We start from the raw sequence: 12,789 nt of genomic DNA, 5'->3' as shown, positions 1-12,789 counted from the left end.
GACCGACAGCCTAACAGACCAATACGTCGGGGAAGCTGTCGGGTTCGTCGCCGGGCAAGGGTTGCGCGCCGATATAGGCCGTGATCAGCTCGCGGGCGTACGCCGCCTGATCATTATCGACCTCCAGCCCCAGCAAACCGAAGATCGGCAACTCGCCGGTACCACCGAGCAAGTGGCGGCCCATCAAGTGCGCTTCGATGCCCTCACTGGCCAGCATCTGTTACAACAGCTCGCCTTCCATCAGGTTTTCCGGCTCGTAGATTCGCTGCATGGGCGTACCTGTTATTCGTTTTCGCTACGCATCATTCATTTTCGCTGCGGGTTTCGAGCATCCACTCGTCACCATGCACTTGCAGGTTGAACGTGATCGGCCGGCAACACACCTGGCAGTCTTCTATATAGGTCTGGTCCCCGCCAGACAAATCCACTGTTGTCTCGACCACTTCGCCACAATAAGGACAATCGTACATCGCAGTTTCCAGCATCGCAGTCTCCAAGGTGACTTGTGCGTATAATCGCCGGTCTATTTACAGGGCTATTTCCGGCAGAGCCAGTTTACTCACGCCGCCCCTGCTATTTCCTTTACTTACCCTAGCCGTTTCTAACAAGAGAGCATGATGGGCGAATTCGATACCATCCGACCTTACAACGACAGCGAAGTCCCGGCAGTGCTGGCGCGTCTGTTCAGTGACAAGGCCTTTCTGGACATCCTGACCCACTTTCGCTTCCCGCGCTTTGCCGGCGCCCTGGGCTGGTTGCTCAAGCCGATGATCGCGCGCAAATTGCGCCGTGAGTTTGCCGGCGTCACCACCGTGGCGACGCTGCAAGACAAAGTCGAATACTACGTTGACCACACGATTGACCGGGCGACCGACGGCGTAACCTACACTGGCGTCGAGCAGCTCAAATCCGGCACCGCCTACCTGTTTCTGGCCAACCACCGCGACATCGTGATGGACCCGGCCTTCGTCAACTATGCCGTGTATCACGCCGGCCTGCCGACGCCACGCATCGCCATTGGTGACAACCTGCTGCAAAAGCCGTTTGTCAGCGACCTGATGCGCCTGAACAAGAGCTTCATCGTGCACCGTTCGATCACCGGGCGAAAGGAGAAGATGGCGGCCTACAACCTGCTGTCGGCCTATATCAACCATTCGATCCGCAACGACTGCCAGTCGATCTGGATCGCCCAGGCTGAAGGCCGGGCCAAGGATGGCGATGACCGTACCGAATCGGCGATTCTCAAGATGTTCCACGTCAGCCGCAAGGACGAGCCGTTTGCCGAGGTTATCCAGTCGTTGAACCTGACGCCGGTATCCATCAGCTACGAGTACGACCCTTGCGATGCCGCCAAGGCCCGCGAGCTGTATATCCGCGCCACCACCGGCACCTACACCAAGGCACCGGGCGAGGACGACGTGAGCATCGCCCTGGGTATCACCGGCTACAAGGGCCGCGTACATGTGAACTTTGCGCCGCCGATTACCGAGCGTTTCGAAGATACCAAGCTGCTGGCAGTGGAAATGGACCGGCAGATCCTCGGTGGCTACCGCTTGTTTCCGGTGCATTACCTGGCGTACGCACAGTGGGATGATGCCGATCCGCAGTTGCAAGTGCCTAAAGCGGCGGATGTATTCCCCGCCGATGAGCTGGCCAAGGCCAAGGCAGAATGGGAGCGACGCTTGAACGAATGCCCGGCCGAACACCGGCCTTATCTGGTGGTGCAGTATGCGACGCCGGTACGCAATCAATACCGAGTCAAGGCCGGGATCCCCCTGTAATATGTGACCCTACAGGGGATATGTGGCAGGCGCTGATTCTACGGGCAGTACATGGCCAGTGTGGGAGCTGGCTCGCCTGCGATAGCGGTGGTTCAGTTAAAGATTCAGTGGCTGATACACCGCCTTCGCGGGCAAGCCCGCTCCCACATTTGGTTTTGCAGTGGAATTAGAAATGGGTGCTGAGCCAGGAGGCGGCCAGGGCCAAGCCAAGGCAGCCGAACCCCACACGGTAAGCCTGACGATGCGCCCGTTCGGTGTGCGTATCCAGAAAAAGCATCGGCTGGTCGATAGCACGCTCTTCACTACGCATGGCGAGTTCAGCCATCGCACGTTGCGCATGCAGGCGGGTGATAAACAGCACCAAGGCGCCCGAGCAGGCAACCAACAGGGCAACAGCATTGATGAGCAGCGCCATCGCAAACCTCGGCGAATCAGTATTCGGATATCAGTCCAGATACCAACCTGAACGATAGTCGCCTCCTGCGCCTTTAATGCTCCTTCTCCGTTGACGGCTAATGTATCCAGTAATTTACAGCGTCACCTGAACGTCACCTTAACAAGCCACTCTGTTGCCCTTCGACGCTTGAGGAGCAAGTCATGTTGCACGCGCAAAACCAGGATCGGCTGTATCTGATCGCCCCAAACGATGAGCAAGAGGCGCTGGTCGGCAGCCTTGCGTTCAACGTCCAGGATCGCCACTGGCTGGTGTATTGCGCCCTCGGCGGCCACCAACATGCGGACTTGCCGGAACTGGATTTGCTCACCGGCGTGAGTGTGCTGGACTTCTATGTCGATACGGCGGCATGACCAAACCACGGGCATAAAAAAACCGGGCTCATCACTGAGCCCGGTTTTTTGGGCACGGTTTATTGCGAACTGAGCAACTGGCCGATGCTTGGGTCCTTGAACAGGCGGGTCAGGGCATCGCTGAGCACATCGCTGACCAGCTTGGTGTTGGTTTCCTGGTTGGGCGACATGCCGAAGCGCTGGTTCAGCGATGCGGCGTAGCGGCCACTGTAGCGACGGGTACCGGCGCTGACGTCAGACTTGAAGGTCGCACCGATGGAGGCTTCGGTCACATACAGCCCCTCTTTGGGCGACTGGTACTTCAGCTCGGCCAGGGTCACGGTCAGTTGCGGCACACCTGGCGAGTTGGTCGGTGTAAAGCCCAGCAAGCGCACAGCGGCTTCAGCCTGGGCCTGCAGCTTGGGCAGCACATCCTGGCCGGTCACCGAAATCAGCGCAGTCTCCGGATACAGGCCGCCACGCGAGCCCAGGGTTGGCGACGGACGACCGTCGACCACACGTACCGACACCGGCTGGCCATGACCTACCGCAGCCAACGGCGCGGTGACTTTAGGTTGCGGGCTGAGTTGTTGCGGGCTGTTGGCGCAGCCAACCAGGGTCAAACTGGTCACAGTGATCAAACCGAACAACAGGCGTTGCAACATACTCATTTCTCCAGGACTAGGTGCAGACAGGTCGCCAGTATAACGGTGCACGCACGCCACTCACCAGCAATCCTGAACGGTGGCTGAAGCCATGGGCAAATTACAAATTCGCATAAATTGGTCACCGCAGTGTCATGCCACACTGGCAATCTTCAAGCATGTAACACACCAGGTACACAGCCATGCGCCTTCTCAAGACACTGTTCATGTCACACACCCGTCACCGCCACTTCGCCCTGCTCGACGCCCAGGGCCATTGCCAGGCATTCAAGCAATGCAGCCTGCCGCCCGTCGGTGAAGGCTGGGTGGAAGTGACCGAGACTCATCTGGGCTGGATGCACCGCCCTCTGCCGGCCAGCGCCCGGGTCAAGCCGCAGGTTTTTCGCGCACAACACCGGCAAGCGTTGGCCTCCTGACCGGGACCCGAATAAAAGTCATAAAACACGCCCATTTCCTTGGCGTTCTTCGCTACAATCTCCCCCCGATTATAAGGACGTCTCCTGATCGGGCCCCGCAGCATCGTTAATGCCCAGGCATTAGCCCCAAAATCGCCCACAGAGAGCCGCCCACACAGATCAAGTGAAGCTGGCGTGCTTGCTGTTTCCTTTGCAAACCACCCCGCCTTTATCGGATCTGCCAGAGCTGCCATTGCGCTCGGCCACTTGTGTTGTTTGCCCGTTTTGCCGCATGTCGGCAGAGGTTTACGGGCCAGGTGCCAGGCTGGGGCAGCCCTTTTTTGAGGTTCACGTCTTCAAAAGAGCGTGAAAAAACGGGTTTTCACAACTTCACAAGAGTGTGGCGAGCAAATGAATAGTTTGGCGTTTGTACAAGCACCATCAGCGTCTGGGGCAGCCCAATTACACAGGATCGAGCCTTCCTCAAAAACCGGAGCTTGAGCCTGTCCGCTACGGATTGGTTGCACGAATCGCACGCTTTGACCATAAGTCGAATTGCCACAGGCGCCCATGAATGCGTTCATAGGCAGATTAGCCCGGCAGGAAGCGTGTGCTGAAGTTGCAAAGAATTGCGAAACGGACATGGCGATCCTGGCCATGGGTAACCTGGGGCAACACGTGAACCGCCCCGTCACTCCTGGCAGCCATGCCGTCAATTTGGTGCTGCAGATTTTGGAGACGCGTTAAATGGCGCATAACGAAGCAGTCGACGTAGTTCTGGTAGGGGCCGGCATCATGAGTGCCACCCTGGCCGTACTGCTCAAGGAGCTCGACCCCGGCCTCAAGCTGGAAGTCGTTGAGCTGATGGATTCGGGTGCCGCGGAGAGTTCCAACCCGTGGAACAACGCCGGTACCGGCCACGCCGGGCTGTGTGAGCTGAACTACACGCCACAGGCCGCCGATGGCTCCATCGACATCAAGAAAGCCGTGCACATCAACACCCAGTTCGAGGTGTCGAAACAGTTCTGGGCGTACCTGACCAAGAAGGGCACCTTCGGCTCGTCCAAGTCGTTCATCAGCCCGGTCCCGCACCTGAGCTTCGTGCAGGGCGACAAAGGCGTGTCCTTCCTCAAGAAGCGTTTTGAGACCCTCAGCCAGCATCACGCGTTTTCGGACATGCACTACACCGAAGACCGCAGCGAAATGGCCGAGTGGATGCCGCTGATGATGCCGGGCCGCCCGCTTGACGAAAAAATCGCCGCGACCCGCGTGATGAACGGCACCGACGTCAACTTCGGCGCCCTGACCAATCAGTTGCTCAGCCACCTGACCAGTTCGCCGGATGCCCAGGTCAAATACTGCAAGCGCGTCACCGGCCTCAAGCGTAACGGCGCCGGCTGGACCGTGAGCATCAAGGACGTCAACAGCGGCAACAGCCGCGAAGTGGACGCCAAGTTCGTGTTCCTCGGCGCCGGTGGTGCGGCCCTGCCGCTGCTGCAAGCCTCGGGCATCGAAGAAAGCAAAGGCTTCGGCGGTTTCCCGGTCAGTGGCCAGTGGCTGCGTTGCGACAACCCGGAAGTGGTCAAACAGCACCAGGCCAAGGTCTACAGCCAGGCTGCCGTGGGTTCGCCGCCCATGTCCGTGCCGCACCTGGACACCCGCGTGGTGGATGGCAAGAAGTCGCTGCTGTTCGGGCCATACGCAGGCTTTACCACCAAGTTCCTCAAGCACGGCTCGTTCCTTGACCTGCCGATGTCGATTCGCGCTGGCAATATTGGCCCGATGCTGGCCGTGGCCCGCGACAACATGGATCTGACCAAGTACCTGGTCAGCGAAGTGCGCCAATCCATGGAGCAGCGCCTGGAATCCCTGCGTCGCTTCTACCCCGAGGCAAAAGCCGAAGACTGGCGCCTGGAAGTGGCCGGCCAGCGGGTGCAGATCATCAAGAAAGACCCGAAGAAAGGCGGCGTGCTGCAATTCGGCACCGAGCTGGTGGCGGCCAAGGACGGTTCGCTCGCGGCGCTGCTGGGCGCATCTCCGGGTGCCTCGGTGACCGTATCGATCATGCTGGAGCTGATTGAACGCTGCTTCCCGCAGAAGGCTGCCGGTGAATGGGCGAGCAAGCTGCACGAGATCTTCCCGGCGCGGGAAAAGGTCCTGGAGACGGATGCCGAGCTGTATCGCAAGATCAACACGCAGAACAACATCAGCCTTGAGCTGGTGGAGCCAAGCAACGAAGCCCAAAGCTACGCTTAAGGTTTGAATGCAAAAAAAAACGCCCCTCGGGGCGTTTTTTTGTGGCTCGGATAATCAGCCGCGGGCTTTTTCGATCAGCTCGATGTACTCGGCGGCGTTGCGCTGGTCCTTGATCAGGTCAACGAAGGTCTGGCCATGCTCGTCCTGGCCATCCAGGTCCAGGCCTGCTTCTTGGAAAAAGCCCAGGAAACGCTCGAAGTCGTCGATACGCAGGCCGCGATAGGCCTTGATCAGTTTGTGCAGGGACGGCGAAGTCGCATCAACCGGCTCGAAGTCCAGGAACAACTTGATTTGGTCGTCACCGATCTCGTCGCCAATCACCTGTTTCTTATCTTTACGCATTACCGACTCCAGCCTGCAGACATTTACACGGGGTTTGAAGTCTACCTGCGCGACGCAGGATGTGGGAGGGGCTCAATCGAACTGGGCAAGCATCCAGCGTTGGTAGTCAGCCACACCGGCATCACCTTCTCGCGGCGCCCAATCAGCCAGCTCCCCCTCACCCACCGGTCGATAAGGCCCGGCCTTGCATTCGAACATCACAGTGTCAGGCTCCAGCACCACCAGGCCATGGAATACGCCCGGCGGCAAGTCGACACCGGCGCACTTACCACCCGCCTGCATCACGCGCTTGGCAATCACTTCACCCGTTTCGGTGAATATCAGCAGACCCAGGGCCCCCTGAAGCACCAGCAAGGTCTCCGCCTTGTCGGCACTCAGGTGACGATGGGGCGGTACATATGTGCTCGGTTGCAGGGCCACAGCCAAGCGATGGCAAGGTTCTTCCATCTGATGGAAATTATGGTGATATCGGCCACGGGGGCTGGCGGCCGCTTTCTCGGCCAATTCGGCAAACAGGGTCTGATCAAGAAAGCGGGCCATCGATTACATTCCTTTAACGGCAAAGATGCCATTGGCGTTACGCCAGTAGCCTTTGTAGTCCATGCCATACCCGAAGATATAGCGGTCGACGCAAGGCAGCCCAACAAAATCGGCTTTCAATTCAGGGCGGGCCTTGCGGTCGTGGTCTTTATCGATCAACACAGCGGTATGCACTTTGCGCGCGCCGGCATGTTTGCAGAAATCGATGATCGCGCCCAGGGTATGACCTTCATCGAGGATGTCATCGATGATCAGCACATCGCGGTCAATGAACGAAACTTCCGGCTTGGCCTTCCAGAACAGATCGCCGCCGCTGGTTTCGTTGCGATAACGGGTGGCGTGCAGGTAAGAGGCTTCCAGTGGGAATTGCAGGTGGGTGAGCAATTTACCGGCGAAGATCAGGCCACCGTTCATCACACAAAAGACCACCGGGTTGGTGTCGGCCATTTCGCGGGTGATGTGCTCGCCGACCTTGGCGATTGCTGCTTCGACCTGCGCTTCGGTGTACAGGCAGTCAGCCTCGTGCATGATTTGACGGATATGCTCGAGATCAGCAGACATGGCGCTCTCCAAGGGGGTGCTGTGGCAAGAAAAGCGGGCGAAGGTACGCTTCTCGTGCGCTCCAATCAAGCCTTTATGGACTAACGTACTTGATGTCTATAGGACAACACTCTCGGATAGATTAATCTAGGCCGGTTTTTTTGCCCGCCGCCGGAGCCTTTCCCATGCCCACTCGCGAGATCCGCCACCCGCTGATCCGACACAAACTCGGCCTTATGCGCCGTGCCGACATTAGCACGAAGAATTTCCGTGAGCTTGCTCAGGAAGTCGGAGCGCTGCTGACTTACGAAGCCACCAAGGATTTACCCCTGGAAACCTACGAGATCCCCGGTTGGGCCGGTCCCGTACAAGTGGAAAAAATCGCCGGTAAGAAAATTACCGTCGTCCCTATCCTGCGCGCCGGTATCGGCATGCTCGAAGGTGTACTCAGCCTGATCCCGGGCGCCAAGGTCAGCGCCGTGGGCGTTGCCCGCAATGAAGAAACACTGCAGGCCCACACCTACCTGGAGAAGCTCGTTCCGGAAATCAACGAGCGCCTGGCCATGATCATCGACCCGATGCTCGCCACCGGTAGCTCCATGGTCGCGACCATCGACCTGCTGAAAAAAGCCGGCTGCCGGGACATCCGTGCCATGGTGCTGGTGGCCGCGCCCGAAGGCATCGCCGCCGTCGAGAAAGCCCATCCGGATGTGCAGATCTACACCGCATCCATTGATGAGCGCCTGAATGAACACGGCTACATCATCCCAGGCCTTGGCGATGCCGGTGACAAGATCTTCGGCACCAAGCAGAAGGACGCGTGAACATGCAGGATGAATTCAACGACCCGCTTTGGCGCCAGATCCTGTCTGGCGCACAGATGCTCTTCGTAGCATTTGGCGCGCTGGTGTTGATGCCGCTGATCACAGGTCTTGATCCAAACGTCGCACTGTTCACCGCCGGCCTGGGCACATTGCTGTTCCAGGTGGTGACAGGGCGGCAGGTGCCGGTATTTTTGGCATCGAGCTTCGCGTTTATCACACCGATCATCCTCGCCAAAGGCCAGTTCGGCCTGGCGGCGACCATGGGCGGGGTGATGGCGGCCGGTTTCGTCTATACGTTCCTGGGCCTGGCCGTGAAGGTCAAGGGCACCGGCTTTATCGATCGGCTGCTGCCACCGGTGGTCATCGGCCCGGTGATCATCTCGATCGGCCTGGCCATGGCACCGATTGCCGCCAATATGGCCATGGGCAAGTCCGGCGACGGTGCCGAGTTGATTCATTACCAGACGGCGATGCTGATCTCGATGCCCGCACTGCTGACCACCTTGATCGTGGCCGTGTTCGGCAAAGGCATTTTCCGCCTGGTGCCGATCATCTCCGGCGTACTGGTGGGTTTTGCCATGTCGTTCTATTTTGGCGTGGTCGACACCGCAAAGATCGCGGCTGCGCCGTGGTTCGCCCTGCCCCACTTTACCGCGCCGGAGTTCAACTGGCAGGCGATCCTGTTTATCGTCCCGGTGGCCCTGGCCCCGGCGATCGAACATATCGGCGGTGTGATTGCGGTGGGCAGCGTGACCGGTCGCGACTACCTGAAAAAGCCCGGCCTGCACCGCACCTTGCTGGGTGACGGTATCGCCACTACGGCTGCCGGCATGTTTGGCGGCCCGCCGAACACCACCTACGCCGAGGTGACCGGCGCAGTGATGCTGACCAAGAACTACAACCCGAAAATCATGACCTGGGCGGCAGTGTTTGCCATCAGCCTGGCGTTTATCGGCAAGTTCGGCGCACTGCTGCAGAGCATCCCCGTGCCAGTGATGGGCGGGATTCTGTGCCTGCTGTTCGGCTCGATTGCCGCGGTGGGGATGAACACGCTGATTCGCCACAGGATCGACCTGGGTGAAGCACGCAACCTGGTGATTGTGTCGGTAACCCTGGTATTCGGGATTGGCGGTGTGCTGGTCGGCACCGGCACCGGCCCGGACGATTTCGGCCTCAAGGGCATCGCCCTGTGTGCCGTGGTGGCGATTGGTTTGAACCTGTTGCTGCCGGGCAATGATGGCTGGAAGAACAAGAAGCCGGATGAGCCGCTGATCTAACCATCGACACAAAACCAATGTGGGAGGGGGCTTGCTCCCGATGGCAGTGTCTCAGTCAATACAACTGTTGACTGACACTCCGCTATCGGGAGCAAGCCCCCTCCCACATTTGGTTTCTGTGTGGCTTAGAGCTCGCCGAGCCCATCAATCAGCGCCTGGTTCTGCTCAGGCGTACCGATACTGATCCGCAGGAACTGGGCAATCCGCTCCTGCTTGAAGTGCCGCACGATAACCCCCTGCTCACGCAACTTGGCTGCCAATCCAGCAGCGTCATGCCGTGGGTGGCGCGCAAAGATGAAGTTCGCCGCCGAGGGCAACACTTCAAACCCTTTGCCTTCCAGTTGCGCGACCACCTTGTTGCGGCTGTCGATCACCATCTGGCAGGTCTGCTCGAAGTATTCACGGTCTTCGAACGCCGCCGCCGCGCCAACAATCGCCAGGCGATCCAGCGGGTAGGAGTTGAAGCTGTTCTTGACCCGCTCCAGCGCCTCGATCAGGTCCGGATGCCCCACGGCCAGGCCCACACGCAAACCGGCCAGTGAGCGCGATTTGGACAGGGTCTGGGTCACCAGCAGGTTCGGGTAACGGTCCACCAGGCTGATGGCGGTTTCGCCACCGAAGTCGATGTAGGCTTCGTCGACCACCACCACCGAATCCGGGCTGGCCTTGAGGATCTGCTCCACCGCATCCAGCGCCAGTACGCAGCCGGTGGGTGCGTTAGGGTTGGGGAAGATGATCCCGCCGTTGGGCCTGGCATAGTCAGATGCGCGAATCTGGAACTGCTCGTCCAACGCCAGCGCGTCGTACTTGATGCCGTAGAGGCCACAGTACACGGGGTAAAAGCTGTAGCTGATATCCGGGAACAGCAGTGGCAGATCGTGCTGGAACAGGCCATGAAAGATGTGCGCCAGGACTTCATCGGAACCGTTGCCCAGGAATACCTTCCCGGCGTCGATTCCGTAATACCTGGCCACTGCCTGTTTAAGCAGGTCGCTGTTGGGGTCCGGGTACAGACGCAAGTTGTCGTTCAACTCGGCCTGCATCGCTGCCAATGCCTTGGGCGATGGGCCGTATGGGTTTTCGTTGGTGTTGAGCTTGACCAGCTTGGTCAGCTTCGGTTGCTCACCGGGTACGTAAGGCACAAGGTCCTTGACGAAAGGGCTCCAGAATTTGCTCATGCCTTACTCTCCCTTGACGATGCGGTATTCAGCGCTGCGTGCGTGAGCGCTGAGGGATTCACCACGGGCCAGCACCGAGGCAGTCTTGCCCAGCTCGGAAGCACCTTGTGGCGAGCAGAAGATAATCGACGAACGCTTCTGGAAGTCGTACACCCCCAGCGGCGATGAAAAACGCGCAGTGCCGGAGGTCGGCAACACGTGGTTAGGCCCGGCGCAGTAGTCGCCCAGGGCTTCGCTGGTGTGACGCCCCATGAAGATCGCACCGGCGTGACGAATCGACGGCAACCAGGCTTGCGGGTCCGCTACGGACAGCTCCAGGTGTTCCGGCGCGATGCGGTTGGCCACTTCGATGGCTTGCTCCATATCACGCACCAGAATCAGTGCGCCGCGGCCATTGATCGACTTCTCGATGATTTCGGCACGCTCCATGGTCGGCAGCAGCTTATTGATGCTGGCGGCGACCTTGTCGAGGAACTCGGCATCGGGGCTGACCAGGATCGCCTGGGCATCTTCGTCGTGCTCAGCCTGGGAGAACAGGTCCATGGCGATCCAGTCCGGATCGGTCTGGCCGTCACACACCACCAGAATTTCCGAAGGGCCGGCGATCATGTCGATGCCGACCTGGCCGAACACATGGCGCTTGGCGGTGGCGACGTAGATGTTGCCTGGGCCAACAACCTTGTCGACCTTCGGCACGCTTTCGGTGCCATAGGCCAAGGCCGCGACGGCCTGGGCGCCACCGATGGTGAACACGCGGTCGACACCCGCGATGCAGGCGGCAGCCAGCACCAGCTCGTTGATTTCACCACGAGGGGTCGGCACCACCATGACCACTTCAGTGACGCCCGCCACTTTGGCCGGAATCGCGTTCATTAACACGGACGACGGATAAGAGGCTTTACCGCCCGGCACGTAAAGGCCGGCACGGTCCAACGGCGTGACCTTCTGGCCCAGTACGGTGCCATCGGCTTCGGTGTAGCTCCAGGAGTCCTGCTTCTGCTTTTCGTGGTAGCTGCGTACCCGCGCCGCTGCGACTTCCAGGGCTTCGCGCTGGGGCGCGGTGATACGCGTCAGGGCCAGCTCAAGGCGCTCGCGGGGCAGGATCAGGTCCGCCATCGACTTGACGTCCAGGCCGTCGAACTGACGGGTGAAGTCCACCAGCGCCGCATCACCGCGCTCGCGCACGGCCTTGATAATGTCGAGCACCCGCTGGTTGACCGAATCGTCGGACACGCTTTCCCAGCTCAGCAGATGATCCAGATGATGGGCGAAATCCGGGTCGGCAGCGTTGAGTCGGGCAATTGCAGTGGACGTGGTCATAGCGAGGGCCTCAATAGAATTGGCAAAAACTCAGGCGCCCTAAACTAGCAGTCGTTTCCGCTTGGGCACCTGAGAATTCTGGCTATGAGGCGGATAGACGGGCGCAGCCTTTGGGCTACGCGGGTGAGTCAACCGCGGTGTCGAGACTCCACTGCCTTGCGCAGGGTGTCGATCAACGCCTGGATACGGGCGTGTTGCATCTTCATAGAAGCTTTGTTGACGATCAGGCGAGAGCTGATGTCGGCGATGAAATCCTGTGGCTCCAAACCGTTGGCGCGCAGGGTGTTGCCGGTGTCGACCACGTCGATGATCTTGTCGGCCAGGCCGATCAGCGGTGCCAGCTCCATCGAGCCGTAGAGCTTGATGATATCGACCTGGCGGCCCTGTTCGGCGTAGTAGCGCTTGGCGACGTTGACGAACTTGGTCGCCACTCGCAGACGGCCCTTGGGCTCGACATCACCGACACGGCCAGCGGTCATCAACTTGCACAGCGCGATACGCAGGTCCAGTGGCTCATATAAGCCCTGGCCACCGTATTCCATCAGCACATCCTTACCCGCGACACCGAGGTCGGCGGCACCATGTTCAACGTAGGTCGGCACGTCGGTAGCCCGCACGATCAGCAGGCGAACATCGTCCTGGGTCGTGGGGATGATCAGCTTGCGGCTCTTGTCCGGATTCTCGGTCGGCACGATGCCCGCTTCAGCCAGAAGCGGCAACGTGTCGTCAAGGATGCGGCCCTTGGACAGTGCGATGGTCAACATGGGAACGTCAGTCCTTCATCAGGCTATTGCTGTCCGGTCACAAACAGTGCCAGACACAGATCAAGGCCATGACAGCCTCGATTTGAAACAAACCAGTGTGTAGGAGCGAGCTTGCTCACCC

The 12,789-nt window shown here is 59.5% G+C and carries 16 protein-coding genes; 6 read left to right on the top strand and 10 right to left on the bottom strand.

Features of this window, described 5'->3' with window-relative positions; translation table 11 throughout:
- Positions 1-10 precede the first annotated feature (10 nt).
- Both E4O97_RS05245 and E4O97_RS05240 read right to left on the bottom strand, forming a co-directional pair.
- Positions 11-217, bottom strand: a complete 207-nt coding sequence (locus tag E4O97_RS05245) for a DUF2007 domain-containing protein (RefSeq protein ID WP_248160919.1) — start codon at positions 215-217, stop codon at positions 11-13.
- A gap of 85 nt (positions 218-302) precedes the next feature.
- Complete coding sequence (locus E4O97_RS05240) at positions 303-485, bottom strand: CPXCG motif-containing cysteine-rich protein (protein WP_032877753.1); 183 nt, start codon at positions 483-485, stop codon at positions 303-305.
- A gap of 132 nt (positions 486-617) precedes the next feature.
- On the opposite strand from E4O97_RS05240, the gene E4O97_RS05235 reads away from it, so the two are divergent.
- Entirely contained in the window at positions 618-1,781 is a 1,164-nt protein-coding gene (locus E4O97_RS05235; protein ID WP_177464492.1) for a 1-acyl-sn-glycerol-3-phosphate acyltransferase, read from the top strand.
- 166 nt (positions 1,782-1,947) lie between these two features.
- On the opposite strand, the gene E4O97_RS05230 is transcribed toward E4O97_RS05235, so the two are convergent.
- Positions 1,948-2,196 carry a hypothetical protein gene (locus E4O97_RS05230; protein ID WP_032877757.1) on the bottom strand — a complete coding sequence of 83 codons (249 nt, stop codon included), beginning with the start codon at positions 2,194-2,196 and terminating at the stop codon, positions 1,948-1,950.
- Between the two features lie 182 nt (positions 2,197-2,378).
- Between E4O97_RS05230 and E4O97_RS05225 the strand changes: the two genes are divergently transcribed.
- Positions 2,379-2,588 (top strand): hypothetical protein, encoded by a 210-nt coding sequence (locus E4O97_RS05225; RefSeq protein WP_005784881.1) that lies wholly within the window; start codon positions 2,379-2,381, stop codon positions 2,586-2,588.
- Positions 2,589-2,647: 59 nt separating this feature from the next.
- Here the strand turns inward: E4O97_RS05225 and E4O97_RS05220 are convergent, their stop codons facing one another.
- Positions 2,648-3,232: a YajG family lipoprotein gene (locus E4O97_RS05220; protein ID WP_078820298.1), complete on the bottom strand. Its 585-nt coding sequence runs from the start codon at positions 3,230-3,232 to the stop codon at positions 2,648-2,650.
- 182 nt (positions 3,233-3,414) lie between these two features.
- Between E4O97_RS05220 and E4O97_RS05215 the strand changes: the two genes are divergently transcribed.
- Positions 3,415-3,648, top strand: coding sequence for a hypothetical protein (locus tag E4O97_RS05215; protein WP_005784877.1), 234 nt, complete (start codon positions 3,415-3,417; stop codon positions 3,646-3,648).
- 726 nt (positions 3,649-4,374) lie between these two features.
- The gene (gene mqo / locus E4O97_RS05210; RefSeq protein WP_078820297.1) at positions 4,375-5,883 is read left to right on the top strand and encodes a malate dehydrogenase (quinone); all 1,509 of its coding nucleotides are present in this window, start codon (positions 4,375-4,377) and stop codon (positions 5,881-5,883) included.
- Positions 5,884-5,937: 54 nt separating this feature from the next.
- On the opposite strand, the gene E4O97_RS05205 is transcribed toward mqo, so the two are convergent.
- The 3 genes from E4O97_RS05205 to E4O97_RS05195 all read right to left on the bottom strand — a co-directional run bounded on the left by E4O97_RS05205 (position 5,938) and on the right by E4O97_RS05195 (position 7,326).
- The gene (locus tag E4O97_RS05205; protein WP_078820296.1) at positions 5,938-6,225 is read right to left on the bottom strand and encodes a PA4642 family protein; all 288 of its coding nucleotides are present in this window, start codon (positions 6,223-6,225) and stop codon (positions 5,938-5,940) included.
- A gap of 72 nt (positions 6,226-6,297) precedes the next feature.
- Positions 6,298-6,765, bottom strand: coding sequence for a WbuC family cupin fold metalloprotein (locus E4O97_RS05200; RefSeq protein ID WP_032877765.1), 468 nt, complete (start codon positions 6,763-6,765; stop codon positions 6,298-6,300).
- 3 nt (positions 6,766-6,768) lie between these two features.
- Positions 6,769-7,326 (bottom strand): hypoxanthine-guanine phosphoribosyltransferase, encoded by a 558-nt coding sequence (locus E4O97_RS05195; RefSeq protein ID WP_005784869.1) that lies wholly within the window; start codon positions 7,324-7,326, stop codon positions 6,769-6,771.
- Between the two features lie 164 nt (positions 7,327-7,490).
- On the opposite strand from E4O97_RS05195, the gene upp reads away from it, so the two are divergent.
- Together upp and E4O97_RS05185 are read left to right on the top strand one after the other, a co-directional pair.
- Positions 7,491-8,129: a uracil phosphoribosyltransferase gene (gene upp, locus E4O97_RS05190; RefSeq protein ID WP_003188608.1), complete on the top strand. Its 639-nt coding sequence runs from the start codon at positions 7,491-7,493 to the stop codon at positions 8,127-8,129.
- 2 nt (positions 8,130-8,131) lie between these two features.
- The gene (locus E4O97_RS05185) at positions 8,132-9,406 is read left to right on the top strand and encodes a uracil-xanthine permease family protein (RefSeq protein ID WP_005784866.1); all 1,275 of its coding nucleotides are present in this window, start codon (positions 8,132-8,134) and stop codon (positions 9,404-9,406) included.
- Between the two features lie 125 nt (positions 9,407-9,531).
- Here the strand turns inward: E4O97_RS05185 and hisC are convergent, their stop codons facing one another.
- The 3 genes from hisC to hisG form a co-directional block, all read right to left on the bottom strand.
- Entirely contained in the window at positions 9,532-10,584 is a 1,053-nt protein-coding gene (gene hisC, locus E4O97_RS05180; protein ID WP_078820295.1) for a histidinol-phosphate transaminase, read from the bottom strand.
- Between the two features lie 3 nt (positions 10,585-10,587).
- Positions 10,588-11,904: a histidinol dehydrogenase gene (hisD, locus tag E4O97_RS05175; RefSeq protein WP_003188601.1), complete on the bottom strand. Its 1,317-nt coding sequence runs from the start codon at positions 11,902-11,904 to the stop codon at positions 10,588-10,590.
- A gap of 128 nt (positions 11,905-12,032) precedes the next feature.
- Positions 12,033-12,668, bottom strand: coding sequence for an ATP phosphoribosyltransferase (hisG, locus tag E4O97_RS05170; protein ID WP_003188599.1), 636 nt, complete (start codon positions 12,666-12,668; stop codon positions 12,033-12,035).
- Positions 12,669-12,789 lie beyond the last annotated feature (121 nt).

The sequence above is a fragment of the Pseudomonas sp. W15Feb34 genome, from assembly GCF_023127765.1.
In the GTDB taxonomy this organism is placed as follows: Bacteria; Pseudomonadota; Gammaproteobacteria; order Pseudomonadales; family Pseudomonadaceae; genus Aquipseudomonas; species Aquipseudomonas synxantha_A.
This window is presented reverse-complemented; position numbering and strand designations above follow the sequence as displayed.

Excerpts from the sequence above, each read along its gene's own strand:
- E4O97_RS05215 (WP_005784877.1), top strand. The coding sequence starts at position 3,415 with ATGCGCCTTCTCAAGACACTGTTCATGTCACACACCCGTCACCGCCAC.
- upp (WP_003188608.1), top strand. The coding sequence starts at position 7,491 with ATGCCCACTCGCGAGATCCGCCACCCGCTGATCCGACACAAACTCGGC.
- mqo (WP_078820297.1), top strand. The coding sequence starts at position 4,375 with ATGGCGCATAACGAAGCAGTCGACGTAGTTCTGGTAGGGGCCGGCATC.
- hisD (WP_003188601.1), bottom strand. The coding sequence starts at position 11,904 with ATGACCACGTCCACTGCAATTGCCCGACTCAACGCTGCCGACCCGGAT.
- E4O97_RS05195 (WP_005784869.1), bottom strand. The coding sequence starts at position 7,326 with ATGTCTGCTGATCTCGAGCATATCCGTCAAATCATGCACGAGGCTGAC.
- hisG (WP_003188599.1), bottom strand. The coding sequence starts at position 12,668 with ATGTTGACCATCGCACTGTCCAAGGGCCGCATCCTTGACGACACGTTG.
- hisC (WP_078820295.1), bottom strand. The coding sequence starts at position 10,584 with ATGAGCAAATTCTGGAGCCCTTTCGTCAAGGACCTTGTGCCTTACGTA.
- E4O97_RS05205 (WP_078820296.1), bottom strand. The coding sequence starts at position 6,225 with ATGCGTAAAGATAAGAAACAGGTGATTGGCGACGAGATCGGTGACGAC.
- E4O97_RS05245 (WP_248160919.1), bottom strand. The coding sequence starts at position 217 with ATGCTGGCCAGTGAGGGCATCGAAGCGCACTTGATGGGCCGCCACTTG.
- E4O97_RS05220 (WP_078820298.1), bottom strand. The coding sequence starts at position 3,232 with ATGTTGCAACGCCTGTTGTTCGGTTTGATCACTGTGACCAGTTTGACC.
- E4O97_RS05200 (WP_032877765.1), bottom strand. The coding sequence starts at position 6,765 with ATGGCCCGCTTTCTTGATCAGACCCTGTTTGCCGAATTGGCCGAGAAA.
- E4O97_RS05235 (WP_177464492.1), top strand. The coding sequence starts at position 618 with ATGGGCGAATTCGATACCATCCGACCTTACAACGACAGCGAAGTCCCG.
- E4O97_RS05230 (WP_032877757.1), bottom strand. The coding sequence starts at position 2,196 with ATGGCGCTGCTCATCAATGCTGTTGCCCTGTTGGTTGCCTGCTCGGGC.
- E4O97_RS05240 (WP_032877753.1), bottom strand. The coding sequence starts at position 485 with ATGCTGGAAACTGCGATGTACGATTGTCCTTATTGTGGCGAAGTGGTC.
- E4O97_RS05185 (WP_005784866.1), top strand. The coding sequence starts at position 8,132 with ATGCAGGATGAATTCAACGACCCGCTTTGGCGCCAGATCCTGTCTGGC.
- E4O97_RS05225 (WP_005784881.1), top strand. The coding sequence starts at position 2,379 with ATGTTGCACGCGCAAAACCAGGATCGGCTGTATCTGATCGCCCCAAAC.